At 72.2% G+C, this 22,691-nt stretch carries 27 protein-coding genes and 1 tRNA gene; 5 read left to right on the forward strand and 23 right to left on the reverse strand.

Annotated features, from left to right (window positions below; all coding sequences use genetic code 11):
- Nucleotides 1-2: 2 nt before the first annotated feature.
- Nucleotides 3-359: a hypothetical protein gene (locus tag ACFQRI_RS12005; RefSeq protein ID WP_380667710.1), complete on the reverse strand. Its 357-nt coding sequence runs from the start codon at nucleotides 357-359 to the stop codon at nucleotides 3-5.
- Nucleotides 356-637 (reverse strand): YbaB/EbfC family nucleoid-associated protein, encoded by a 282-nt coding sequence (locus tag ACFQRI_RS12010; RefSeq protein ID WP_380667712.1) that lies wholly within the window; start codon nucleotides 635-637, stop codon nucleotides 356-358. The genes ACFQRI_RS12005 and ACFQRI_RS12010 overlap by 4 nt, the downstream gene beginning before the upstream one ends.
- A gap of 235 nt (nucleotides 638-872) precedes the next feature.
- Between ACFQRI_RS12010 and ACFQRI_RS12015 the strand changes: the two genes are divergently transcribed.
- Nucleotides 873-2,240, forward strand: a complete 1,368-nt coding sequence (locus ACFQRI_RS12015) for an FAD-binding oxidoreductase (protein WP_380667714.1) — start codon at nucleotides 873-875, stop codon at nucleotides 2,238-2,240.
- A 100-nt stretch (nucleotides 2,241-2,340) separates the two neighbouring features.
- On the opposite strand, the gene ACFQRI_RS12020 is transcribed toward ACFQRI_RS12015, so the two are convergent.
- The 4 genes from ACFQRI_RS12020 to dnaG form a co-directional block, all read right to left on the reverse strand.
- A tRNA-Asn gene (locus tag ACFQRI_RS12020) sits at nucleotides 2,341-2,412 on the reverse strand.
- Between the two features lie 111 nt (nucleotides 2,413-2,523).
- Nucleotides 2,524-3,285 (reverse strand): trans-aconitate 2-methyltransferase, encoded by a 762-nt coding sequence (locus ACFQRI_RS12025; protein ID WP_380667716.1) that lies wholly within the window; start codon nucleotides 3,283-3,285, stop codon nucleotides 2,524-2,526.
- Nucleotides 3,286-3,369: 84 nt separating this feature from the next.
- Nucleotides 3,370-3,882 carry a hypothetical protein gene (locus ACFQRI_RS12030; RefSeq protein ID WP_380667718.1) on the reverse strand — a complete coding sequence of 171 codons (513 nt, stop codon included), beginning with the start codon at nucleotides 3,880-3,882 and terminating at the stop codon, nucleotides 3,370-3,372.
- The gene (dnaG, locus tag ACFQRI_RS12035; protein ID WP_380667720.1) at nucleotides 3,879-5,768 is read right to left on the reverse strand and encodes a DNA primase; all 1,890 of its coding nucleotides are present in this window, start codon (nucleotides 5,766-5,768) and stop codon (nucleotides 3,879-3,881) included. The genes ACFQRI_RS12030 and dnaG overlap by 4 nt, the downstream gene beginning before the upstream one ends.
- Before the next feature lie 68 nt (nucleotides 5,769-5,836).
- Here dnaG and ACFQRI_RS12040 point away from each other — a divergent pair, with 68 nt between their 5' ends.
- On the forward strand, nucleotides 5,837-6,724 hold the full coding sequence (locus ACFQRI_RS12040) for a sigma-70 family RNA polymerase sigma factor (protein WP_380667722.1): 888 nt from the start codon (nucleotides 5,837-5,839) through the stop codon (nucleotides 6,722-6,724).
- 77 nt (nucleotides 6,725-6,801) lie between these two features.
- Here ACFQRI_RS12040 and ACFQRI_RS12045 read toward each other — a convergent pair whose 3' ends face one another.
- From ACFQRI_RS12045 to ACFQRI_RS12070, 6 genes are all read right to left on the reverse strand, one after another.
- Nucleotides 6,802-7,362, reverse strand: a complete 561-nt coding sequence (locus tag ACFQRI_RS12045) for a carboxymuconolactone decarboxylase family protein (RefSeq protein WP_380667724.1) — start codon at nucleotides 7,360-7,362, stop codon at nucleotides 6,802-6,804.
- A 79-nt stretch (nucleotides 7,363-7,441) separates the two neighbouring features.
- A complete protein-coding gene (locus tag ACFQRI_RS12050; RefSeq protein WP_380667726.1) occupies nucleotides 7,442-8,533 on the reverse strand; it encodes a serpin family protein in 1,092 nt (363 codons plus the stop codon).
- A gap of 135 nt (nucleotides 8,534-8,668) precedes the next feature.
- Nucleotides 8,669-8,854 carry a hypothetical protein gene (locus ACFQRI_RS12055; RefSeq protein ID WP_380667728.1) on the reverse strand — a complete coding sequence of 62 codons (186 nt, stop codon included), beginning with the start codon at nucleotides 8,852-8,854 and terminating at the stop codon, nucleotides 8,669-8,671.
- 177 nt (nucleotides 8,855-9,031) lie between these two features.
- Nucleotides 9,032-10,336: a deoxyguanosinetriphosphate triphosphohydrolase gene (locus ACFQRI_RS12060; RefSeq protein ID WP_380667730.1), complete on the reverse strand. Its 1,305-nt coding sequence runs from the start codon at nucleotides 10,334-10,336 to the stop codon at nucleotides 9,032-9,034.
- A 97-nt stretch (nucleotides 10,337-10,433) separates the two neighbouring features.
- Nucleotides 10,434-11,084, reverse strand: coding sequence for a YdcF family protein (locus ACFQRI_RS12065; protein WP_380667732.1), 651 nt, complete (start codon nucleotides 11,082-11,084; stop codon nucleotides 10,434-10,436).
- Between the two features lie 70 nt (nucleotides 11,085-11,154).
- Nucleotides 11,155-12,540 (reverse strand): glycine--tRNA ligase, encoded by a 1,386-nt coding sequence (locus tag ACFQRI_RS12070; protein ID WP_380668059.1) that lies wholly within the window; start codon nucleotides 12,538-12,540, stop codon nucleotides 11,155-11,157.
- A 234-nt stretch (nucleotides 12,541-12,774) separates the two neighbouring features.
- Here ACFQRI_RS12070 and ACFQRI_RS12075 point away from each other — a divergent pair, with 234 nt between their 5' ends.
- Entirely contained in the window at nucleotides 12,775-13,206 is a 432-nt protein-coding gene (locus ACFQRI_RS12075) for an ArsR/SmtB family transcription factor (RefSeq protein ID WP_380667734.1), read from the forward strand.
- Nucleotides 13,203-13,628 carry a Fur family transcriptional regulator gene (locus tag ACFQRI_RS12080; RefSeq protein ID WP_380667736.1) on the forward strand — a complete coding sequence of 142 codons (426 nt, stop codon included), beginning with the start codon at nucleotides 13,203-13,205 and terminating at the stop codon, nucleotides 13,626-13,628. Before ACFQRI_RS12075 ends, ACFQRI_RS12080 begins: the two co-directional genes overlap by 4 nt.
- A gap of 64 nt (nucleotides 13,629-13,692) precedes the next feature.
- Here ACFQRI_RS12080 and ACFQRI_RS12085 read toward each other — a convergent pair whose 3' ends face one another.
- From ACFQRI_RS12085 to recO, 5 genes are all read right to left on the reverse strand, one after another.
- Nucleotides 13,693-14,382, reverse strand: coding sequence for a TIGR03943 family putative permease subunit (locus ACFQRI_RS12085; protein WP_380667738.1), 690 nt, complete (start codon nucleotides 14,380-14,382; stop codon nucleotides 13,693-13,695).
- Entirely contained in the window at nucleotides 14,382-15,395 is a 1,014-nt protein-coding gene (locus ACFQRI_RS12090; RefSeq protein WP_380668061.1) for a permease, read from the reverse strand. The genes ACFQRI_RS12085 and ACFQRI_RS12090 overlap by 1 nt, the downstream gene beginning before the upstream one ends.
- Nucleotides 15,396-15,559: 164 nt before the next feature.
- Entirely contained in the window at nucleotides 15,560-15,979 is a 420-nt protein-coding gene (locus tag ACFQRI_RS12095; RefSeq protein ID WP_380667740.1) for a YbjN domain-containing protein, read from the reverse strand.
- Complete coding sequence (locus ACFQRI_RS12100; RefSeq protein WP_380667742.1) at nucleotides 15,979-16,812, reverse strand: isoprenyl transferase; 834 nt, start codon at nucleotides 16,810-16,812, stop codon at nucleotides 15,979-15,981. Before ACFQRI_RS12100 ends, ACFQRI_RS12095 begins: the two co-directional genes overlap by 1 nt.
- Nucleotides 16,813-16,879: 67 nt before the next feature.
- Nucleotides 16,880-17,677 carry a DNA repair protein RecO gene (gene recO, locus ACFQRI_RS12105; protein ID WP_380667744.1) on the reverse strand — a complete coding sequence of 266 codons (798 nt, stop codon included), beginning with the start codon at nucleotides 17,675-17,677 and terminating at the stop codon, nucleotides 16,880-16,882.
- Nucleotides 17,678-17,803: 126 nt separating this feature from the next.
- On the opposite strand from recO, the gene ACFQRI_RS12110 reads away from it, so the two are divergent.
- Complete coding sequence (locus ACFQRI_RS12110) at nucleotides 17,804-18,157, forward strand: DUF4190 domain-containing protein (RefSeq protein WP_380667746.1); 354 nt, start codon at nucleotides 17,804-17,806, stop codon at nucleotides 18,155-18,157.
- Nucleotides 18,158-18,192: 35 nt separating this feature from the next.
- Here ACFQRI_RS12110 and ACFQRI_RS12115 read toward each other — a convergent pair whose 3' ends face one another.
- The 6 genes from ACFQRI_RS12115 to ACFQRI_RS12140 all read right to left on the reverse strand — a co-directional run bounded on the left by ACFQRI_RS12115 (nucleotide 18,193) and on the right by ACFQRI_RS12140 (nucleotide 22,684).
- Nucleotides 18,193-18,609: a DUF2752 domain-containing protein gene (locus ACFQRI_RS12115; protein ID WP_380667748.1), complete on the reverse strand. Its 417-nt coding sequence runs from the start codon at nucleotides 18,607-18,609 to the stop codon at nucleotides 18,193-18,195.
- Nucleotides 18,609-19,004, reverse strand: a complete 396-nt coding sequence (locus ACFQRI_RS12120) for a CD225/dispanin family protein (RefSeq protein ID WP_380667750.1) — start codon at nucleotides 19,002-19,004, stop codon at nucleotides 18,609-18,611. Before ACFQRI_RS12120 ends, ACFQRI_RS12115 begins: the two co-directional genes overlap by 1 nt.
- A gap of 70 nt (nucleotides 19,005-19,074) precedes the next feature.
- The gene (locus ACFQRI_RS12125) at nucleotides 19,075-19,845 is read right to left on the reverse strand and encodes an RDD family protein (protein WP_380667752.1); all 771 of its coding nucleotides are present in this window, start codon (nucleotides 19,843-19,845) and stop codon (nucleotides 19,075-19,077) included.
- 157 nt (nucleotides 19,846-20,002) lie between these two features.
- The gene (era, locus tag ACFQRI_RS12130) at nucleotides 20,003-20,908 is read right to left on the reverse strand and encodes a GTPase Era (RefSeq protein WP_380667754.1); all 906 of its coding nucleotides are present in this window, start codon (nucleotides 20,906-20,908) and stop codon (nucleotides 20,003-20,005) included.
- A gap of 95 nt (nucleotides 20,909-21,003) precedes the next feature.
- On the reverse strand, nucleotides 21,004-21,369 hold the full coding sequence (locus ACFQRI_RS12135) for a cytidine deaminase (RefSeq protein WP_380667756.1): 366 nt from the start codon (nucleotides 21,367-21,369) through the stop codon (nucleotides 21,004-21,006).
- On the reverse strand, nucleotides 21,362-22,684 hold the full coding sequence (locus ACFQRI_RS12140) for a hemolysin family protein (protein ID WP_380667758.1): 1,323 nt from the start codon (nucleotides 22,682-22,684) through the stop codon (nucleotides 21,362-21,364). Before ACFQRI_RS12140 ends, ACFQRI_RS12135 begins: the two co-directional genes overlap by 8 nt.
- Nucleotides 22,685-22,691: the final 7 nt, after the last annotated feature.

The raw sequence follows: 22,691 nt of genomic DNA on the forward strand, positions 1-22,691 counted from the left end.
CACTAGGACCCGAGCTCGGCCAGCACCGCACCGCGGCCCAGCCCTCGCGGGACCCCCCAAGCCAGCGTCATCGGACCGTTGAGCCCGTGGTCCGAACCCGGCTCGGCGATCGCGGCGCGGAGCACGTCCAGCAGCTGCGGCGGCGCGCCGCGCTGGGCGTGCAGTTCCGGCACCCGCACCAGCCAGCCGTCCGGCTCCGGGTGCTCGGCGGCCAGCGGCCCCGCCGCCTGCTGCCACGGCACCCCCTGCGTCACCATCCACCGCGCGTGCGCCGAGCGCCACGCGAGCAGCTCCTCGGCCTTCTGCGCGCGGATCGCGGCCTCGGTGGCGAACAGCAGCAGCTGGGTCCGCCAGCTCACCTGGCCGGGGCCGTTCGCGCGAACTTCTGCGGATCGGCCTGCTTGAACGACTTCGCGTCGAACGGCAGGTCGGTGATCGCGCCGGTGGCGTCCACGGTGACCGTCACCGGGCCGTCCTCGGAGGTCGTGGTCGCGGTGGTCGACGAGGCGGCCTGCTGCGCCTCCTCCAGGAGCCTGGTCTGCCCGTGGAACTTGTCCAGCAGACCGTTCATCCGCTCCTTCATCGCGGCGTTGCGCGCCTCCATCGACGCCCGGTCGTCGTCGTCCAGCCCGGCCACCGGCCCACTCCTGCACGATCGGCCAACAGGTCATCTGCGAGCAGCACCCTAGCGATCTAGCACCCCGCGCGAGGCCGGTCCGCGCGAAATCACTCCTCCGCCAGCGCCGAAAGCGCCTGAACGGGACCAAATCGGGCGCGACCGCCCGCTCGGACTCCGCACCTCCACCGAGGGGGTCCAAGGCCTCTGTTCGCCCGCGGCACCACCGCATAGCGTCGTTGTCGAGGTGAGAGCCATGACGATCGGCGAAGCACGAGCGGTCGGCCCGATGCTCGGACCGGACGATCCGGGGTACGAGCAGGCGCGCGCCCTGTTCAACAGCGCGGTGCAGGCCCGCCCGCGGCTGATCGCGCCGTGCGAGCACGCGGCCGACGTCGTGGCCGCCCTGTCCTGCGCGCGGCAGCACCACTTCGAGATCGCGGTGCGCGGCGGGGGCCACAGCGTGGCGGGGGCGAGCACGGTCGACGACGGCCTGGTGATCGACATGCGCGCGATGAACTCCGTGTCGGTGGACGCGGCGCGGCGCACCGCGACGGTCGGGGGCGGCGCGCTCTGGCGCGACGTGGACCGCGCGACGCAGTCGCACGGCCTGGCCACGACCGGCGGGCGGGTCTCCACCACCGGCGTCGCCGGGTTGACGCTCGGCGGCGGTTCCGGGTGGCTGGAGCGCAAGTTCGGCCTGGCCTGCGACAACCTGCTGTCGGTGGAGCTGATCACGGCCGACGGTCGGCGCGTGGTCGCCGACGAGGAGCAGAACACCGAGCTGTTCTGGGGGCTGCACGGAGGTGGCGGCAACTTCGGAGTCGCCACGTCGCTGACGTTCCGGCTCCACGAGCTGCCCGCGTTCTCCGCGGCGCTGCTGATCTGGCCGCCCGAGGACGGCGCCGAGGTCGTGCGCACCTACCGCGACCTCGCGGCCGACGCACCGGACGCGTTCGGCGGCGGCGTGCTGTACCTGACCGCTCCACCGGAGGACTTCGTGCCCGCGGCGCTCGTCGGGAAGCTCGCCTGCGCGGTGCTCGTGACCTGCGCCGGGCCGGAGCAGGAGCTGCGCGATCAGATCGCGCCGCTGCTGGCGCTGCACCCGGCGGGCAGCATGATCGCCGAACTGCCGTACGCCGACCTGCAGAGCATGCTCGACGACCCGCCCGGCTACCGGAACTACTGGTCGGCCGAGTACCTGCGGGAACTGCCGGACGCCGCCGTGAGCTCCTTCTGCGCGAGGGCGCTCGACATGGTGGTCCCCTCGCCGTCGCAGCACGTCCTGTTCCCGTGGGGTGGCGCGGTCGCGCGCGCGGAGGGCCGCTGGCCGATGGCGAACCGGTCGGCTCCGTGGGTGGTGCACCCGCTGGGCATGTGGGAGGACCCGGCCGACGACGCGCGAGCGCGCGATTGGGCGCACGCGCTGCGCGACGAGCTCGAGCCCTACAGCACCGGTGCGGTGTACTTGAACTTCATCGGCGACGAGGGGCAGGGCCGGGTCGTCGCCGGGTTCGGCGAGCAGAACTACCGCAGGCTCGCGCGGATCAAGTCCGAGCACGATCCGGACAACGTCTTCCACCGGTGGCACAACGTGCTCCCGGATCCCGGCGCAACCCCGTGAGCACGAGCACGCGGGACGCACCGGGAAACGCAGTTCATTCCCCGCGCGAATTCCGCGGGGAATGAAAAAGCCCAGGCCACGCGGCCTGGGCTTTTCGATGCTCCTCCGACTGGACTCGAACCAGTAACCCTTCGGTTAACAGCCGAATGCTCTGCCATTGAGCTACGGAGGAATGCTGTTGTCGCCTGCGCTCTCTCGCGCTGACGGTGACTACTCTAGCGGATCCGCGGAGCGGGTTTCACGGGGGGTCCCCCGTTCTTCGCGTCACCATCGTCCTGGCTGGTCAGCCCGCTCGGGCCACGACGAAGAGCCGGCGGAACGGGAACCATGTCACTCCGTCGGGACGTCGAGGGTACGCCTCGGCGAGTCGCGGTGCCAGGTCCGCGCGGAACTGCTCCCACTCGGAATCGTCCAACGCGGCGCGCACGGGGCGCAGCGCGGTCCCGGTCACCCATTCCAGGACCGGATCGTCACCCCGCAGCGGCTGCACGTAGGTCGTCTCCCAGGCGTCGACCTCCGCGCCGAGGTCGGCCAGCGCGTCGGCGTAGCGCTGCGGGGTCAGCACCGCGTCCTCGCGGAAGGCCAGCTCGCGCAGGCGGTCGCCCCAGCGGGGCGAGGCGGCGAGCTCGCGGATCGCGCGGTGCGACGGGGCGTCGAAGTTGCCCGGAACCTGGAAGGCGAACCACGCGCCCGCGGGCAGCTCCGGGATCCACCTGGCGAGCAGGTCCGCGTGCTCGGGCACCCACTGCAGGACCGCGTTGCACAGCACCACGTCGGTGTCCGGGGCGGGCCACCAGGCGCGGACGTCGCGCACCTGGGCGGGCACGCCGCGACGCCGGGCGGCCTCGACCATCTCCGGCGAGGCGTCCAGGGCCTCCAGCTCGGCCGTCGGCCACCGGTCGGTGAGCAGGTGGGTGAGGTTTCCCGCCCCGCACCCCAGGTCGACCGCGCGTCGCGCCGTCTCCGCACCGACCCGGGCCATGAGCTCGCGGGCCGGGCGCCCCCGGTGGTCGCTGAACGACAGGTACGTGGCCGGGTCCCACATGGGGCCTCCTCGCGCGCCGCCGACCGGAAAGCAGTACGCTTGTACTGTATACTGCGGCCGGGCGAGCGCCAAGGCGCCGGGCCGCTACTGGTCGCCGAGGCGGCGGGTGAGCGCGCGGGCCAGGGCTTCGGCGGCCGCGTCGCTGGTGCCCTCGTCCGGACGGATCTGCAGCGCGACGCCGTCCTGCCCGGGAACCTTGCGCTGCACCACCCACGCACCGCCTTCCGGCAGGTCGCGGTGGTGCCGGGAGCGGATCGAGCGGTTGACCCGCTCGTGCACCACGTCCGGCAGCCGCCCGGGCTCGGTCAGGCGCAACCTCCGCACCGGCAGGTCGCGCAGCAGCACCGCGCCGCCGAGCTCACCGGCCTGCTCCGCCTCGATCACCGCGAGCAGGCCGTCGCGCCAGGTGGCCTTGCTGATCAGGTGCCACCCGATCCGACGGCCCTCCGGCAGCCACAGGCCGAGATGGGTGGCCAGCACCGGGCCGTCCTCGACGCGGCCCGCGGCCAGCACGTCCTCGTCGCGCTCCAGGGTGCCGCCGAAGTCGTCCGGGACCGCCGCGGTCCCGGACAGGCGCGCCAGCAGCCTGCGGATCACAACGTGCCCATCGCCTGCTCCAGCAGCGCCTTGCGGTAGCCCTCCAGGGCCACCAGGTCGCCGAACAGCGCGTTGTACTCCTCGGCGTCGTCGATCGGCGACATCCGCTGCACCTTCGACTTGATGTCCGCGATCTGCCTGCCGACCAGGCGCTCCTGCAACCGGGCGATCACCGCCGAGACGTAGCGGGGATCGTCCTCGGTCTGCCACTCCAGCGCCTCGACCGCCAGCTGCGTGCACAACCGCGCGGCCACCTGACTGGCGCACTGCTGGGAGACCGCCTCGACCAGCCCCGCGCCGCTGAGGCCGGAGGCCGTGCCACCCGCGTCGAGCAGGGCGCGCTGCACCTCGGCGTAGACCTGCTCGGTGAAGGCCTCTTCCGGCAGCGAGTCGTAGAGCGGACCCGCCAGCGCGGGGACCTGCAGGGCGACCTTGAGCGCCTCGCGCTGCAACCAGCGCGGGTCGTGCCGCGGCGGGCGCGGGGGCAGCTCCACGTCCATGCCCAGCGACTGCTGCGAGTCGTCGCTGCGCGGGCGGCGCTGCTTGCGCACCGGAGCTCCCGAGGACTCCCGCACCCGCTTGACCACCTGGTTCTCGTCGTTCCAGCCGGCCCACCAGGCCAGCTTCGCGGCGTAGCCGTCGCGGCTGGCGGGGTCCTTGATCTGGGCGACCAGCGGGACCGTGCGCTTGAGCGCGGCGACCCGGCCGTCGACCGAGTCCAGGTCGTAGTCCTCCAGCAGGCTGCGGATGGCGAACTCGAACAGCGGGCGGCGCCGGGCGACCAGGTCGCGCACCGCCGCGTCGCCCTTGGCCTCGCGCAGCTCGCAGGGGTCCATGTTCTCCGGGGTGATCGCCACGTAGGTCTGCCCGGAGAACTGCTGCTCGCCCTCGAAGGCCTTCAGCGCGGCCTTCTGCCCGGCCTCGTCGCCGTCGAAGGTGAAGATGACCTCGCCGCGGAAGGCGTCGTCGTCCATCATCAGCCTGCGCAGCACCGAGATGTGCTCGTCGCCGAACGCGGTGCCGCAGGAGGCGATGGCGGTGGGCACGCCCGCCAGGTGCATCGCCATCACGTCGGTGTAGCCCTCGACGACCACCGCCTGGCGGCGCTTGGCGATCTCCCGCTTGGCCAGGTCGATGCCGAACAGCACCTGCGACTTGTTGAAGATCGGGGTCGCCGAGGTGTTGACGTACTTCGCCTCGATCGGGTCGTCGTCGAAGATGCGCCGCGCGCCGAAGCCGACCACGTCACCGCCGAGGTCCTTCAGCGGCCACAGCAGTCGCCGGTGGAAGCGGTCCATCGGGCCGCGCCTGCCCTCCCGGGACAGGCCGCACTTGATCAGCTCGTCGACCTCGAAGCCCTTGTTGAGCAGCAGCTTGGTCAGCTTGTCCCAACCGCTGGGGGCGAAGCCGCAGCCGAAGCGCTGCGCGGCGGCCTCGTCGAAGCCGCGCGAGGTCAGGTACTCGCGGGCGGGCTGGGCCTCCGGGGAGCGCAGCTGCTCGGCGTAGAACTCGGCGGCGATGCGGTGCGCCTCGACCATCCGGGCGCGCGTGCCGCGATCGCGCTTGGGACCCGGCGCGCCGCCCTCGTAGGTCAGCTGCAGGCCGGCCCGGTCGGCGAGCCGTTCGACGGACTCGACGAAGCCGAGGTGCTCGATCTTCATCAGGAAGGCGATGACGTCGCCGCCCTCGCCGCACCCGAAGCAGTGGAACGTGCCGTGGCTGGGGCGGACGTTGAACGACGGGGTCTTCTCGTCGTGGAACGGGCACAGGCCCTTCTGCGCGCCGCCACCGGCGTTGCGCAGCGCGACGTACTCGCCGACGACGTCGTCGATCCGGATGCGATCGCGTACCTCGGCGATGTCGCTCTCCCGGATCCTGCCTGCCACGTCACCCAGTCTAGGACCAACCTGATCGTGCACGACCGGGTGGCCGCCGAGTGGTGCAGAATCCGGGTGTGGATTCCAGCGCAGCGGCCCTGGCCGCCGAGTTCGACCAGCACCGGGGTCGGTTGATCGGGTTGGGCTACCGGCTCACCGGCCGGTGGGCCGACGCCGAGGACGCGGTGCAGGACGCCTGGCTGCGGCTGGCCGCCGCCGATCGCGCGCAGATCCGCGACCTCGGCGCCTGGCTGACCACCGCGGTCGGCAGGCTGTGCCTGGACCGGATGCGCTCGGCCGCGGTCCGGCGGGAGAGCTACGTCGGACCGTGGCTGCCCGAGCCCCTGGTCACAGCACCGGAGGCGGACCCGGGCGAGCTGGTGGCCGACCAGGACGACCTGCGGATGGCGGCGCTGCGGGTGCTGCACGAGCTCTCCGCCGACCAGCGGCTGGCGTTCGTGCTGCACGACGGCTTCGAGGTGCCGTTCAACCAGATCGCCGAGGTGCTGGACTGCAGCCCGGCCGCGGCTCGCCAGCACGCCTCGCGGGCCCGCAAGGCGATGGCCGAGGCCGACCCGCCGGAGCGCGCGCCGCTGCCCGCGCAGCAGCGCGCGCTCGACGAGTTCCTGGCCGCGGTCGCCACCAAGGACATCGCCGCGATCACCCGGGCGCTGCACCCGGACGCGGTGGTCTACGGCGACAGCGACGGCAAGGCCCGCACCGCCCGCCACCCGGTGGCCGGGGCCGACAAGGTCGCCCGCTTCGCGGCCGGGCTGATGGACAAGTACGGGCCGGAACTGCTCGAACGCGCGCGACCGGTGCTGGTCAACGGCGATCCGGGCATGTGGTTACCGGGCTCCGGGCAGGTCGCGTCCCGGGTGTTCAGCATCGCCGTCCGCGACGGCCGCACCGCCGAGATCTACGACATCGTGAACCCGGACAAGCTCACCCGCGTCACCGGTTGATCGCCGGGCGGGCGATCCGTTCTCGATGGGAGTCCAGGCCCGCGTTCGTCGAGAAGAGTCGCCCGCCCCGCGCTCGATCAGGGCACCCGGCAGGCCTCTCCGCTGGTGAAGCCCTGGGCGGTGAGGCCGAGGGCGTGGTTGAAGCGGGTGCGCTGGTTCTCCACGGAGATCATGTAGGTCAGCTCGACCACGCCCCGGTGCCCGAGCCTGCGGTCCAGCTCGGCGACCTGCTCCTCGGTCACCTCCATCGGCTCGGCGGTCATGGCATCGGCGTAGGCGATGGCCAGCCGTTCGACCTCGGTGAACTTGTCCGAGGTGGCGTAGTCGTCGATCTCCTTCAGCCGGTCGACGTCCAGCCCCTCGTTGCGCTGCAGCATCGTGCCGAAGTCGACGCACCACGAGCAGCCGAGCCGGGTGGCCACCCGGTAGACCGCCAGCTCCCGCACGCTCGCGGGCAGCGCGGTGGCCGCCTTCTCCACGCCCGCCTCGGCCATCCCCGCCGCGGTGAGCAGCCGCGGGTGGTGCGCCATCACCGCCAGCGGGTCGAGCACCGCGCCGTAGCGCCGCTTGGAGTACCAGTAGAACAGCTTGACCAGCGGGTTGGCCGCCTTCGCGGGCACGCCGGGGATGAGCTGCATCGTCTCGCTCCTTCCGCACCACCCGGGCTCTCCGGGCCGTCTACCGGGAGGACGAGACGGGGTCGCGAGGTGTGACAGATCAGCTCGGATCGGTGACGCGGGACAGGAAGTAGACCGCGCCGGTGCTGCGGTGCCGGACCAGCACCAGGAACGGCCGGTCGACCTCGACGCGCAGCGGTTCGGGTTCGCGCACGACCGCGGTCAGCCGCATCATCATCGCCGTCGCCGCCGCGCCCTCCAGGCCGCTCTCGTCGACGTCCAGCACCGACTCGTGCACGACCGTGGACACCCGCAGCGGCATCGAGGTCAGCGGCGAGAAGTCCGCGCCCGGGGTGAACAGCTCGTGCACGCCCAGCGCGGCCAGCGGGTCGGTGAGCTCGGCACCGCCGGTGACCTTGAACTTCGGCAGGGACAGCGCGATCCGCCGCTGCTCCAGGGACTCCAGCAGCCCGCCGAGCGCGGCGGCGTCCAGCTCGCGCTCGGCGTCGGCCAGGTCGCCGTCGGGCAGCAGCACCACGGCGTCCACCCCGCCTGCCGCGGGCAGGCTCACCGCCTGCCAGCCGCCGGCGGCGGCGTAGCCGAGGTTGCGGGTGGCGTGCATGGTCGGCACCGCGCGCTGCCCGCGCGGTGCGTGGAAGGGCTGCTCGTCGGTGTCCGCGGTGTCGAAGGCCTCGCGCCAGGAGACCTTCAGGTACAGCGCGTTGACCAGGGCGGCGATGGTGCGCGGATGCACCGATCCCTCGGGCAGCAGCTCGGGGATGAGCTCGCGGGTCGTCTCGGCGACGTCGGCGTTGATCAGTTGCCGGGCGCGCTCCGGGTCGGCCAGGAACGGCGCGTTGCGCACCGAGCTGCCCGGCCAGTCCTTGAGCGCCAGCCGGTAGGACTCCTCCACCGGAAGGTCCTCGTGCGCCCAGAGCGTGTTGGCCACCGCCAGCACCGGGGCCTCGCCGGTGCCCGCGGCGAGCTCGGCGGACGGGACGAGCACGTCGAGCAGACCGGCGGGCTCCTCGCGCAGCGCGCTGACGATCTGCTCGCGGGTCTTGCCGCCGGTCGCGGTGGCCGCCAGGCCCAGCGCGCTGCTCACCGAGTACGGCGACCAGCAGAAGTCCTGGTCACCGGCCGGGGCCAACGCGTGGTGCAGGGCGAGGGTGAAGTCGAGGTGATGGCGCACGTCCGCAGGACTCCGTTCCGCGTTCGGCAAGGCTTCGGCCGACACCGAGTCTGCCAGACGCGCCGCTTCGGCCACCCCGATCGGCCTCGCGCGCTCTCCCCGGTTTTCCCGGGCGGGGTGCGCGGGCCGCCGGGGTCAGCGGAGGGATTCCTCGATGTCCGACAGCCCCATGAGGCGGAGCTCCTGGGCGATGTAGTCGGCGGCCTCCTGGGCTGCGGGGTCCTGCCAGCGCAGGTCCTTGATCCAGTCGGCGAGGTTGTCGGAGTTGACGTACGGCTCGCCGCCCACGACGAGCTTCTGGATGTAGTGCCGGTTGCGCATCGGGGTTCTCCTCGCGACCCGGTTTTCGGGGAGGCCGGGCCGCCGGCCGTCCGGCGCTGCGAAGCCGGACCGCCCAACGGGGATCGGGGTCTGGCGTCGACACCCTACCGAGCATCGACACTCTGCGTGCATATCCTCCAAGCGGGGCGAGATCGAGTCACCCCACATAGGTGAAGGTCACATCGTCGCGGACACGTTGAGTACATGTTGTTCGTGCCAGGACACGGCCTGTGCATCGGTCAGCGACGCGACCTGGTCCAGAACCACCCGAAACCGGGACGAATCGTCCGAAGCGCGCGAAAAGGCATCGCGCATCGCCGGGTCGAGCGAGTCGGGAGCTCGCCGGACCAGCGCCTCGAACAGCTCGGCGAGCAGCGCGCGCTGCCGCTCGACCTTCGCGCGGTGCTTCGCCCGCCGCAGCACGTAGCGCACCGCGACGGCCTTGAGCACCGTCACCTCGGCTGCCACCTCCTCCGGAACGACCAGGTCGGCGGCGTATCGGGTCAGCCCCGGCCCGTACCGCTGGACCGTGCCGGTCACCGCGGCGGCCACGAAGCGCCCGACCAGCTCGCTGGTCAGCCGCTTGAGCGCGACCTGCGCGGTGAAGCTGTGATCGTAGTCCAGCACCGCCTCCACCACCGGCCAGCTCACCAGGTCCGCGGCGGCCTTCTCCAGCAGGCCCTTGTCCCCGTTGCCGCCCAGGAAGCGGGTGTCGGCCTCCTCGGCGATCTCGGCCCGCTCGGCGGGGCTGGTCAGCGACCGCAGCGAGATGCGCCCGGAGATCACCCCGTCCTCGACGTCGTGCACCGAGTACGCCACGTCGTCGGCCCAGTCCATGACCTGCGCCTCCAAGCAGCGCCGCCCCGCGGGGGCGCCCGCGCGGAGCCATTCGAAGACCCCCATGTCCTCGGCGTAGACGCCGAACTTGGTCTCGCCGTCGCGCTTGGGCCACGGGTACTTGGTCGCCGCGTCCAAGCACGCCCGGGTCAGGTTCAGCCCGCGGCCGATCCCACCGGAATCGGTGATCTTCGGCTCCAGCCGGGTGAGGATCCGCAGCGTCTGCGCGTTGCCCTCGAAGCCGCCGTGCGCCGCGGCCAGCGCGTCGAGCGCGGCCTCGCCGTTGTGGCCGAACGGGGGGTGGCCGATGTCGTGCGCCATGCCCGCGGTGTCGACCACGTCGGGATCGCAGCCCAGCGCCGAGGCCAGCCCCCGACCGATCTGCGCGACCTCCAGCGAATGCGTCAGCCGGGTGCGCGGCTCCCGAGTGGGGCTGGGCTCGTCGACGCTCTCGAAGGGACCGACGACCTGCGTCTTGCCGGCCAATCGGCGCAGCGCGGCGGAGTGCAGGACCCGCGCGCGGTCGTGCTCGAACGGGGTGCGGTCGTCCGGGCGCGCGCCGTCGGGCAGCGAGCCCTTCGGCGCCTCGGGCAGCAGCCGCTGCAGGTCGTGCTCGCCGTACCCGGCCGGGATCTCGGACCTCATCGCCCAAAGGCTAGGCGCTCACCACGACACCGGGTACTTCCGCGGCGCGGTGTTTTCCGCCCGGAGCGCGCCGGGGCGCTCCGGGTTCCGCGCCGGTTCACCCCAGCCCGGCCCCGCTGATCTCGGCCGGTGCGTGGGTGAGGCGGTAGTACAGCAGGGCCGCGGTCTCGCGCACGATGTAGCGCGTCTGGATGTCGCGGGTCTGCACCACCGGGCCGGTGCGAGCCGGCGAGGCGTAGGCGTCCAGGCCCATGTCGTTGGCCATCGTGCGCGAGCGCAGCGAGTGCCACGGGTCGCTGACGATCAGCGCGGAGGTCCAGCTGTGCTGCCGCGCGACCTCGGCCACCGCCTCCAGGCTGCCCAGCGTGTCGCTGCCGGTGTCCACGTCGACGATCTTCGAGGACGGCACGTCGTGCTCGACGAGCCACTCCTTGCCCGCCTCGGCCTCGGTGTAGGCGTCACCGGACTTGCGGCCGCCCACGGTGATGATGTGGTCGGTCACGCCGTCCTCGTAGAGCTTGAGCGCGTGCCGCAGCCGCGCTTCGAGGACGTCCGAGGGCTCGCCGTGGTACTGCGCGGCGCCGAGCACCACGCTCACGTCCACCGGCTGGCGCTGATCCACGCGGGCCACCTGCCAGACGCGGAACGCGGTGCCGCCCACCACCAGCAGCGCGACTAACAGCGCTCCGGCCAGCGCGCGCCGCAGCAGCCGGCCGGATCGGGAGCGGTACGCGGGGGGACGACTCACCGCGGCATCCTCGCAGACTCGGGTCCGGTCGACCCGGCGCCCGCGGCGGGCACCGGGGCCGCTGCGGGCCTCAGCAACCGATCAGGCGGGTGGCCAGGTACTCCTCGAGCTTGTCGACGGCCACCCGCTCCTGGCTCATCGTGTCCCGCTCGCGCACCGTGACCGCGTGGTCGGACAGGGTGTCGAAGTCGACCGTGACGCAGAACGGCGTGCCGACCTCGTCCTGCCTGCGGTAGCGGCGGCCGATCGCACCGGCGTCGTCGAAGTCGACGTTCCAGTTGCGCCGCAGCATCGCCGAGATGTCCTTCGCCTTCGGCGAGAGGTCGGAGTTGCGCGACAGCGGCAGCACCGCGACCTTGACCGGGGCCAGGCGCCGGTCCAGCTTGAGCACCACGCGCTTGTCCACGCCGCCCTTGGCGTTCGGGGCCTCGTCCTCGGTGTAGGCGTCGATCAGGAACGCCATCATCGGGCGCCCCACACCGGCCGCGGGCTCGATGACGTAGGGCCGGAAGCGGGAGTTGCTGGCCTGGTCGAAGTAGCTCAGGTCCACGCCCGAGTGGTTCGAGTGCGTCGACAGGTCGAAGTCGGTGCGGTTGGCGATGCCCTCCAGCTCGCCCCACTCCTGACCGCCGAAGCGGAACCGGTACTCGATGTCGACGGTGCGCTTGGAGTAGTGCGACAGCTTGTCCTGCGGGTGCTCGTACTCGCGCAGGTTGTCCTTGCTGATGCCCAGCTCGGCGTACCACTTCATGCGCTCGTCGATCCAGTACTGGTGCCACTGCTCGTCCTCGCCGGGCTCGACGAAGAACTCCATCTCCATCTGCTCGAACTCGCGGGTCCGGAAGATGAAGTTGCCCGGCGTGATCTCGTTGCGGAACGACTTGCCGATCTGCCCGATGCCGAACGGCGGCTTCTTGCGCGCCGTGGTCATCACGTTGGCGAAGTTCACGAAGATGCCCTGCGCGGTCTCCGGGCGCAGGTAGTGCAGGCCCTCCTCGGACTCCACCGGGCCCAGGAAGGTCTTGAGCATCATGTTGAACTCGCGCGGCTCGGTGTACTCGCCGCGGTTCCCGCAGTTCGGGCAGGGGACGTCGGTGAGATCGTCCTCGCTGGCCTCCTTGCCGGTCCGCTCGGTGTACTCCTCGGCGAGCTGGTCGGCGCGGAAGCGCCGGTGGCAGGAGGTGCACTCCACCAGCGGGTCGTTGAACGCGTTGACGTGCCCGGAGGCCTCCCAGACCTGGCGGGGCAGGATCACCGAGGAGTCCAGGCCGACGACGTCGTCGCGGCCCTGCACCATGTGCTTCCACCACTGGCGCTTGATGTTGTCCTTGAGCTCGACGCCGAGCGGTCCGTAGTCCCAGGCCGACCGGGTACCGCCGTAGATCTCACCCGACGGGTAGACGAAACCACGGCGCTTGCAGAGGTTGACGATCGTGTCGATCTGGTCGGCGGGCACGTTCACTCCGGAATAATCACTGGATACGTCGAACCAGCTGGTCGGGCTGGAGTTTCCCAGCGTACCGACCACGCCCCGGCGGGCTCGCGCCCGGTCCTGGCTGCCCGGCCGGGGCCGCACTGCGCTGGCCCGGAGGACTCGATCCTGCGGGGAGGCCCGCGCTTACCCGTAGGATGGTCGGAGCAGAACGTCATGGCGTTCAGGCGGGCGGAGCCGCCCGCCGGGAAGGAAGCGATGCCTGCGGTCAGCCCGGAGTCCACCCCGCCCCGGCCGGCCGCGGACCGGCCAGAGGAGCACGTTCACTCCCCCGAGCGCGCCGCCCGACCAGCCCCGGCCCGCGACCAGCGGACCCTGCACGACGCCGGGGAGCTGCTGCGCGCGCTGGCCGCGCCGGTGCGCATCGCCATCGTGCTGCAGCTGCGGGAGGCCGACCGCTGCGTGCACGAGCTGGTGGACTCGCTGGGCGTGGCGCAACCCCTGATCAGCCAGCACCTGCGGGTGCTGAAGTCGGCCGGCGTGGTCTTCGGCGAACGGCACGGCCGCGAGGTGGTGTACCGGCTCGTCGACGAACACCTGGCGCATATCGTGGTGGACGCCGTGGCGCACTCCGAGGAGATCGCCCGCGGCGCGGACGACGGAAACGGCGAGGATACGGAGACAGCGTGACGACCGGCCAGGAACCCGCGGTTGGCGTACCCGGCCTGCGGGCCACCAAGCAACGGGCCGCGGTGTCGAACCTGCTGGACCAGGTCAACGACTTCCGCTCGGCCCAGGAACTGCACGAGGAGCTGCGGCGGCAGGGCGAGGGCATCGGCCTGACCACCGTCTACCGCACGTTGCAGACGCTCGCCGACGCCGGCGAGGTCGACGTGCTGCGCAACCCGCAGGGCGAGTCGGTCTACCGCCGCTGCTCCAGCCACCACCACCATCACCTGCTGTGCCGCGAGTGCAGCCGGACCGTCGAGGTCGCCGACCCGCCGGTGGAGAACTGGGCCGAGCGCATCGGCCAGGAGCACGGCTTCTCCAACGTCAGCCACACCGTGGAGATCGTCGGGACCTGCCCGGACTGCACCGCCAAGGGCCTGTGATCGGCCGGGAGCCGTTGGGCGGGTCGTCCCGCCCAGCGGACCTGCGCGCCGCGGGCAGCGGGGGCTAGGACTCGTACGGATCGCGGGGCGCTTCGATCGGGCGCAATTCGCTCGGCTCGAAGGTGGGCACGTAGTCGTTGTCCGGCGTCGGCGAGCCGGGGCGCAACCGGCCGGTGACCTCCAGCCAGGTGTCCTCGGGCAGCGCCGCGGCCCGCGGTGCGGCCAGCTCGACCACGACCGGGGATGCGTCGGCCGCGCAGCAGCTGATGCGCATCCTGGCCAGCTGCGTGCGACCCGGTTGCGGGTGCACCACGAACCCGCGCAGCCGCACGGTGCGCCCGTCGAGCTCGCCGGTGGTGTCCCAGACCGCCCGGGTGACGAACTCCGAGACCGGCAGCAGCGGTTCGCCCGGCGGCAGCTCCGGGAAGTGCGACTCGGCGGGTTCGGCGGGAGCGCTGACGGTGTCCCTGGCCACCGAGTCCGCGCCCAGGGCGGGCGGGGCGACCAGGAAGATCGCGAACACCGGCAGGGCGAGCAGCGCCGGGCTGCGGGTGCCGTGCTCGCCGCCGACCAGACCGCCCCGGATGTCCCGGGCGATGGCGATGCCCGCGAGCGCGATCATCACCGCGGCCGCCACGACCAACCACGGCAGCAGCGACGGCTTGACGTAGCGCAGGTAGGTGCCGGTCAGCGCGATCTTGAGCAGCGCTCCGCCGAAGAGCAGCAGCAGGATGTTCTGGGTCTCCCGGCGCATCAGGCACCTCCCAGCAGCGCTGCGCCCACCGCGCACGCGGATCCGACGGCCACCAGGAACGTCGCGGGCGCGAAGCGGGCCGCGAACCGGCGGCCGAACGCGCCGGACTGCAGGGCGATCAGCTTGATGTCCACCGCGGGCCCCACGACCAGGAACACCAGCTTCGCGGTCAGCGGCAGCCCGGGCATCGAGGCGACCACGAAGGCGTCGGCCTCGCTGCACAGCGCGAGCACCACCGCCAGCACCGCCATCACCAGCACGCCCAGCAGCAGCTGACCGCCGAGGCTCTCCATCCAGGCCGCGGGCACCAGCACGTTGAACACCGCCGAGGCCAGCCCGCCGAGCACCAGGAACCCACCGGCCTCGACCAGGTCGTGCCGCGCGGATTCGGTGAACGCCGCCCAGCGGCTGCCGCCCGAGGCGTGGCACTCGACGCGGCGCAGCACCCGCTCGGCCAGCCATTCGGCCCGCCCCAGCCGCGCCCACAGCCAGCCCATCGCGCAGGCGGTCAGCAGCGAGGCCAGGAAGCGCGCCAGCACCATGCGCGGCTCGGCCGGGAAGGCGACCGCGGTGGACACCAGCACGACCGGGTTCACCGCGGGGGCGGCCAGCAGGAAGGTGAACGCGGCGGCCGGGAGCACGCCCTGCTGGATCAGCCTGCGGGCCACCGGCACCGAGGCGCACTCGCAGCCCGGCAGCGCCAGGCCCGCCACACCGGCCACCGGCACCGCCGCCGCGGGTCTGCCGGGAAGCGCGCGGCGCAGCGCCGCGGGCGGCACGAAGGCCGCGATCAGCCCGCTGACCAGCACGCCGAACACCAGGAACGGCATGGCCTGCACGCACACCGCGACGAAGATCGTCGAGCCGGTGCGCAGCGCGGGCACGTCCAGCAGCGCGGCAAGCCTGCCCTGGAACAGCATGGCCAGCACGAGCAGCCCGCACAGCACCTCCAGCGAGGTGATCGCGGGTCGTCGCGTCCTGGGCGGGTCGACGAGGTCGGTCACGCCGGAGATCCTGCCAGCACCGCCCTCGCGACCGAGGCCGGCCGAGCAGGGCGCCGCGAAAGCGCTGGTCGGCGGCATGACCAACACGCCGCTGCATCACCCGAGCAGGTGGCGCGGCAGTTCGGTCGGAAACCACACCCCGGCGGCGGGGGTGTGGTTTCCGGCCGAACTGCTCAGGCGCCCTCGGTCTCGAGGAGCTCGGTGCGCAGCTGGGAGGCGGTGGCCACCACCAGCATCAGCAGGGTGCCCAGCGGTGACGGGTCCATGCCCTCGGCGGGGAAGGCGTACCGCAGGGTCACGTCCATGCCCCGCTCGGTGCGCACCACGCCCAGGGTCCCGAAGAGGCCCTGCCCGGCGCGTTCTGCCACCGACAGGGCCAGGTCGTCCTCCGCGGGCAGGTCCCAGGCCACCACGCAGGTCAGGCTCAGCACGGTCAGGCCCTCGGCGAGCTGCATGGCCTGGACCGCGCACGGCACGTCGGAATGCCGGAAGGTCAGCGCGCCGTCGTCGTCGACGTGCACGTCGTGGTAGCTCTCCAGCGCTTCCTTGGCCGCGGTCATCAACCGCGCGGTGGTTGCGGCCTCTTGAGTCATCAATCGTCCTCCGGGGCGGCCGCGGTGGCCGCCGCCTTGTCGATGGCACCGCCGAAGCGGCGATCCCGGCGCGCGTACTTCTCGCACGCAGCCCACAGGTGCGTCCGGTCGACGTCCGGGAACAGCGTGTCCTGGAAGACGAACTCGGCGTAGGCGGACTGCCAGAGCATGAAGTTCGACGTGCGCTCCTCGCCGGACGGGCGGATGAACAGGTCCACGTCCGGCATTTCCGGCTGGTAAAGGTGCTTGGCGATGGTCCTCTCGTCGACCCGCTCCGGGTTGATCTTGCCCGCCGCGGCCAGCCGCGCGATCTCCCGCGCCGCATCGCCGACCTCGGCCCGCCCACCGTAGTTGACGCACATCGTCAGGTTCATGACCTCGTTGCCGCGGGTGCGCTCCTCGGCCGCCTGCAGCGTGTTGACCACGCTGCGCCACAGCTTCGGCTTGCGCCCCGCCCAGCGCACCCGCACGCCCATCTCGTCGAGCTCGTCCACGCGGCGCGCGATCACGTCGCGGTTGAAGCCCATCAGGAAGCGGACCTCCTCGGGGCTGCGCTTCCAGTTCTCCGTGGAGAACGCGTACAGCGACAGCCACTTGACGCCGATCTCGATGGCGCCCTTGGCCAGCTCCAGCACCACGGCCTCGCCGCGCTTGTGCCCCTCGACCCTGGGGAGACCGCGCTCGTTGGCCCAGCGCCCGTTGCCGTCCATCACGATCGCGACGTGGTTGGGCACGAACTCCTGGGGCAGCGCCGGCGGCTCCGCCCCGGTCGGGTGCGGATCCGGCGCCTTGACGGTGGGGTCGTCCTTGCCCCGCCCACGGCGTCGCAACATAGCTCGGTTCTCCTTCGGACGTGCTCGAGGTGCGGTCCCATTGTCCCGGTCGAGCGCGCCGATCGATTCATCGCCCGTCGGTCGCCGCTTCGACCAGCTCCGCGTCGGCCGCGCGCTCGCGGATCAGCTCCGGCACGGTGCGCTCCACCAACGGCAGCGAGCGCAGCTGCCGCTCCATGTACCACTGCAGGTGCGCGGCGATCAGCCCGCTGGCCTCCCGCCGCACCGGGCCCGCCGCCTCCTCCGCGGCGTCCCAGTCGCCGTGCAGCAGGGCCTCCATCAGCGGCAGCGTGTGCTGCGAGGGCCGCACCGAGCCCGCCGGGCGGCACTCCGGGCACACCGCTCCCCCGCCCTGCACGTTGAACGTCGCGTGCGGGCCGCTCGCGCCGCAGCGGGCGCACTCGGTCAGCGCGGGCGCCCAACCCGCGAACGCCATCGCGCGCAGCAGGAAGGCGTCGAGCACCTGGGAGGCGTCGCGCTCCCGCCCGGCCAGCGCGCGCAGCGCGCCCACGGCCAGCAGGTACAGCCGCAGCACCGGCTCGCCCTCCTCGGCGGCCAGCCGGTCGACCGTCTCCAGCACCGCGCACGCCGCGGTGTAGCGCTGGTAGTCGTCGACGATGTGCACGCCGAAGGCGTCGATGGTCTGCACCTGGGTGATCACGTCCAGCGTGCGCCCGGTGTAGAGCTGCACGTCGACGTGGCAGAACGGTTCGACGCGCGCCCCGAACCGCGAGGTCGTGCGGCGCACGCCCTTGGCGACCGCGCGCAGCTTGCCGTAGCGGCGGCTGAGCAGCGTGATGATCCGATCCGCCTCGCCCAGCTTCTGCACCCGCAGCACCACTGCGGTATCCCGGTAGAGGCTCACCCGACCATCTTCCCACCTCGCCGCGCCGCGCTTCACCGGATCACCACGAGCGGTTTGCCACGTTCCTCGGATTCATCCCGAGTCGGCGTGGATAATCTCGGTGATCAAGCCTGGGGAAGGAATTCGATGAGCAATCCGTACGGTCAAGACCCGTACCAGCAGTACCCGCAGTACGGCGCGTACCCGCAGGGCTATCCGGGGATGCCGATGCCGCCGCGGAACAACGGCCTGGCGATCGCGTCCATGTGCGTGTCCCTCGGCGCGCTGATCACCTGCTACGGGGCGCTGCTGATCGGACCGGTCGGCGCGATCCTCGGGCACGTGGCGCTGAGCCAGATCAAGAAGGCCCCGCAGCAGCAGCTCGGCCGCGGCATGGCCCTGACCGGCGTCATCGTCGGGTGGGCGCTGTTCGGGCTGTGGCTGCTGTTCATCGCGCTCATCGCGATCGGCGCCGTGACGTCGTCGTTCGAGACGCACTGACGCGCGGGCCTCGCCGCGGGGAGGCCCCGCCGCTCCTACGCGCGCAGCGCGGTGAACGGCGGGAACGGCAGGTTGCGGAGCACCATCCACGCCGCGGCGAGGCCCAGCAGGACGAACGGGGTGCCGCGCCAGCGCGGGAAGCGCGGTGGCGCGCCGCGCCAGCGGCCCACCACCCACGCGCCCCACAGTCCCAGCGCGACCGGCAGGAGCAGCACCGCGACCGCGTTGTAGTCCAGCGCGGTCGGCAGATCGCCGTGCAGCAGGCTCCACACCGCGCGGGTCCCGCCGCAGCCCGGGCAGTCCAGCCCGGTGAGCGCCTCGATCGGGCAAGGCGGCAGCCAGATCCCCGACTCCGAGGTCGGGTCGGCCGCCAGCACCGCACCGATGGCCGCGACGCCGGCGAGCACCGTCGCCGCGGGCATCCGCATCGCCCGGGCGCGAGCGGTGACCATCACTGCTGCATTTCCTGCCGCATCTGGCCGAACAGGAAGATCATGAAGATCACGTACCCGATCATCAGCAGGATCAGCAGGCCGTAGAGCACGCCGCCGGCGATGACCCCGGCCTTGCCCCAGCTCTTCGCGGCGCGCGAGGAGTCCTCGGCACCCCGGTAGTTGCCCTGGTACCACAGCGGCGCCACCTCGACGCACTTCACCAGGGCCGGGATGCCCAGCGGCCAGAACAGCAGCATCCCCGCGATCGCCCAGCCGATGTGGTTCTTGATCGGCATCGGCGGCTGCGGCACGAAGTCGAACTGCGGCTGCGGGTACTGCCCCTGCGGGTACTCCGCGCCCTGCAGCTGCGGGTGCTGCGGCTGCTCGCCGCGCGGTGCGGGCTCGTCGGTCATCGCGCTGTCCCCCCTGGTCGGTCGAAGCGAAGCGGCCGGCCGCGGCGAATGCCGAGGCCGGCCGCACAGGTCACTGCGGAGGCCGCCCGAACGGCGGCTGGCCGGGCGGCGGGAAACCGCCCTGCGGCGGCTGACCCGGTGCGGGCGGGTAGCCGCCCTGCGGCGGCATGCCCGGGGCGCCCGGCACCTGGCCGTGCGGCATCGAGCCCGGGCCGTCGAGGTGCACCACCACGGTGCTCATGATCTTGTCCGCCCAGGTCTGCTTCTTCTCGTCCCACAGCGGGGCGAGCCAGCCGATGGGCAGGCCGCAGATGATCGAGTCGACGATGTGCACGATCTGCCGCAGGAAGGCGTAGCCGAACCCGATCGGCTGCCCGGTCTGCTCCGAGACCGTCTTGATCTTCATGTACTTCTGGCCCAGCGTCTGCCCGGTGGTGCCCCGCCGGTAGCAGAGGTTCCAGATGCTGAAGCCCACGATCGCCAGGTAGGCCAGGGCCATGAACACGATCAGGATCCAGAAGCTGACCGGAGGGCTCTGGCTGTCCCCGTTGGCCGCGATGATCCCGGCCATCGCTCCACCGCCGATCAGGTACAGCACGAAGACCATCGCCATCGGGATGGCGCCGTCGATCAGGTACCCGACCGCCCGCGTGCCCCACTCCGCGAGCACCCCGGCCGGGCCCGCGCCCATCGGGCCGAACGACGGCTGCGGGTAGCCCGGGTAGGGCTGCTGCGGCTGCGGGCCCGACGGCGGACCGTAGGGCTGCTGCGGCTGCGGACCCGAGGGCGGGCCGCCGTGGGGCTGCTGCGGTCCGGGTGGCGGGCCGTAGGGGTTGGTCACGTCAGGAGTCCTTCGTCATCGGGGTTGCGAACGCCGTTCCGCCGGGCGTCCGCGCCGGACCGGAACGTACTTCAGACGCGACCCCCGCGCGGCCGGTTTCGGGCAAAACCAGGACCGGGTGTGATCTCCGTCCGAGCGACGCGGTGCCCCAGGGGCTTCAGAACCCGAGCTTGCGCAGCTGCTTGGGGTCGCGCTGCCAGTCCTTGGCGATCTTGACGTGCAGGTCCAGGTAGATCTTGCTGCCCAGCAGCGCCTGGATCTGCCTGCGCGCCTCGGAACCGACGTTGCGCAGCCGCTCGCCGCCGCGCCCGATCACGATGGCCTTCTGGCTGTTGCGCTCGACGTGGATGACCGCGTGCACGTCCAGCAGGTCCTCGCGGCCCTCGCGCGGGGCCATCTCCTCGATGGTCACCGCCAGCGAGTGCGGCAGCTCGTCGCGCACGCCCTCCAGGGCCGCTTCCCGGACCAGCTCGGCGATCAGGGTCGTCTCCGGCTCGTCGGTGATGTCGCCGTCCGGGTAGAGCTGCGGGCCCTCCGGCAGCTGCTTGACCAGCACGTCGGCGAGCTCCTCGACCTGGAAGGAGTCCTTGGCCGAGACCGGGATCAGCTCGGCGAAGTCCATCAGCTGCTGCAGCGCGAGCAGCTGCTCGGCGACCTGCTGCTTGCCGACCAGGTCGGTCTTGGTGACCACGCCGATCACCGGGGTGCGCCGGGCGACCTTCTTGAGCTCCTCGGCGATGAACTTGTCCCCGGGGCCGATCTTCTGGTCCGCGGGCACGCAGAACCCGACGACGTCGACCTCCGACCAGGTCTCGTAGACCAGGTCGTTGAGCCTGCGGCCGAGCAGCGTGCGGGGGCGGTGCAGACCGGGCGTGTCGACGACGATCAGCTGGGCGTCCGGCCGGTGCAGGATGCCGCGGATGGCGTGCCGGGTGGTCTGGGGCTTGCTGGAGGTGATCGCGACCTTGGTTCCGACCAGGCTGTTCGTCAGCGTCGACTTCCCGGCGTTGGGCCGACCGACGAAACACGTGAAACCGGAACGGTGCGCATCTTCGGTGCTCACCTCACCATTGTGACGGCCCGCCCGAGCAGGCGCGGAAGGGCCCGGCCCGGCGCTTCGGCCGGGAACCGCGCTCGGCGCGGTTCCCGGCCGAGCCGCTACGCCCCGACGACGCCCTGGGGCTCGCCCTTGGCGTTGGCCCGGATGACCGGGGAGTTCCGGGTCATGTCGTGCGCCGCGGCGATCGAGTCGTGGCCCAGCTCCGCGGCGTCGGTGACCACCGCGGAGGCCTCCAGCCCCTCGGCGCCGCTGGACACCGCGGCCGCCACGGCGGCCTGCAGGGCGGTGAGCCGCAGCGAGGGGAGGTCCACGGTGGTGGCCGCGTAGGTGCGACCGTCGGTGTCGCGGACCGCGGCGCCCTCGGCCGCGCCGTTGCGGGCGCGCGCCGACCGCGCGAGCGTGACGATCTTGGCGTCCTCGGCGTCGAGCTCCTGCGGGGCCGCCTGTTCGACGTGCTCAGCCACGAGTGTTGGTTCCCTCCTGGTCGGCACCGCGCAGCGGTGCTTGATCTGTGTTCACCGGCCGGACCAGCAGCGCGTTGATGCGGATCCGGCCGCGGTGGTCCTTGCCGCCCTCGGCGCGCAACCGCAGCCCGGCGATCTCGGCCTCGGCCCCCGGCAGCGGCACCCGGCCCAGCCGCTGGGCCAGCAGCCCGCCCGCGGTCTCCACGTCCGAGTCGTCGAGCTCGACGCCGAACAGCTCGCCGAGGTCGGCCACCGGCAGCCGCGAGCTCACCCGCACCGTGCCGTCGTCGAGGTGCTCGACCGGCCGGTGCTCCTCCAGGTCGGACTCGTCGGTGATCTCCCCGACGATCTCCTCGACGATGTCCTCGATGGTCAGCAGCCCGGCCGTCCCGCCGTACTCGTCGACGGCGATGGCCAGGTGGCTGCGGGACAGCTGCATCTCGCGCAGCAGCTCGTCGAGCCGCTTGGTGTCGGGGACGAAGCTGGCCTCGCGCATGAGCTCGGTCATCGTCGGCACCGGCGTGCCGGAGGCGGTCAGCATCGCCTGCGTGAGGTCCTTGAGCGTCACCACGCCCACGATGTCGTCGACGCTCTCGCCGATCACCGGAACGCGGGAGAACCCGGAGCGCAGGCACAGCGCCAGCGCCTGCCGCGCGGACTTGCTCTGCTCGATCCAGATGATCTCGGTGCGGGGCACCATCACCTCGCGGGCAAGGGTGTCGCCGAGCTCGAAGACCGAGTGGATCATCTCGCGCTCGCCCGCGGCCACCACGCCGCGCTCGCCCGCCAGGTCGACCAGCTCGCGCAGCTCGACCTCGGTGGAGAACGGCCCCTCCCGGAAGCCCTTGCCCGGGGTGATCATGTTGCCGATCAGGATCAGCAACCGGGTCAGCGGGTTGAGCACGCGGGCCAGCACGCGCACCGGCGCGGCGATCTTGACCCCGATGCCGTACGGGTGCTGCCTGCCCAGGGTGCGCGGGCCGACGCCGACGACCACGTAGGAGATCACCAGCATGATCAGCACGGCGACGACCAGCGCCCAGTTCTCCGACTCGGCGATCCGCAGCGCCACCACCGTGACCAGCACCGTGGCGCCCATCTCGCAGGTCAACCGGAGCAGGAGCAGCAGGTTGACGTGCCGCGGGCGGTCGCCCAGCAGCTGGGCGAGCTGGCCGGCCCCGGCGCGGCCCTCCCTGGCGAGCTCCTTCGCCCGGGCCTGCGAACCGGCGCTGATCGCCGCCTCGGAGGCCGCGAAGACCCCGGCGGCGAGCACCAGCAGCACCGCGAGCACCAAGAACGCGGTGGAACCGGTCACCGGCCCT

It is taken from the genome of Saccharopolyspora griseoalba, assembly GCF_042665275.1.
GTDB lineage: Bacteria > Actinomycetota > Actinomycetes > Mycobacteriales > Pseudonocardiaceae > Saccharopolyspora > Saccharopolyspora griseoalba.

Excerpts from the sequence above, each read along its gene's own strand:
- ACFQRI_RS12015 (WP_380667714.1), top strand. The coding sequence starts at position 873 with ATGACGATCGGCGAAGCACGAGCGGTCGGCCCGATGCTCGGACCGGAC.
- ACFQRI_RS12025 (WP_380667716.1), bottom strand. The coding sequence starts at position 3,285 with ATGTGGGACCCGGCCACGTACCTGTCGTTCAGCGACCACCGGGGGCGC.
- ACFQRI_RS12045 (WP_380667724.1), bottom strand. The coding sequence starts at position 7,362 with ATGCAGCTCATCCCCGGCGTGCCCGCGAAGGCGGCCAACCCGCTGGTC.
- ACFQRI_RS12055 (WP_380667728.1), bottom strand. The coding sequence starts at position 8,854 with ATGCGCAACCGGCACTACATCCAGAAGCTCGTCGTGGGCGGCGAGCCG.
- ACFQRI_RS12060 (WP_380667730.1), bottom strand. The coding sequence starts at position 10,336 with ATGAGGTCCGAGATCCCGGCCGGGTACGGCGAGCACGACCTGCAGCGG.
- ACFQRI_RS12075 (WP_380667734.1), top strand. The coding sequence starts at position 12,775 with ATGCCTGCGGTCAGCCCGGAGTCCACCCCGCCCCGGCCGGCCGCGGAC.
- ACFQRI_RS12085 (WP_380667738.1), bottom strand. The coding sequence starts at position 14,382 with ATGCGCCGGGAGACCCAGAACATCCTGCTGCTGCTCTTCGGCGGAGCG.
- ACFQRI_RS12095 (WP_380667740.1), bottom strand. The coding sequence starts at position 15,979 with ATGACTCAAGAGGCCGCAACCACCGCGCGGTTGATGACCGCGGCCAAG.
- ACFQRI_RS12100 (WP_380667742.1), bottom strand. The coding sequence starts at position 16,812 with ATGTTGCGACGCCGTGGGCGGGGCAAGGACGACCCCACCGTCAAGGCG.
- ACFQRI_RS12110 (WP_380667746.1), top strand. The coding sequence starts at position 17,804 with ATGAGCAATCCGTACGGTCAAGACCCGTACCAGCAGTACCCGCAGTAC.
- ACFQRI_RS12115 (WP_380667748.1), bottom strand. The coding sequence starts at position 18,609 with ATGGTCACCGCTCGCGCCCGGGCGATGCGGATGCCCGCGGCGACGGTG.
- ACFQRI_RS12120 (WP_380667750.1), bottom strand. The coding sequence starts at position 19,004 with ATGACCGACGAGCCCGCACCGCGCGGCGAGCAGCCGCAGCACCCGCAG.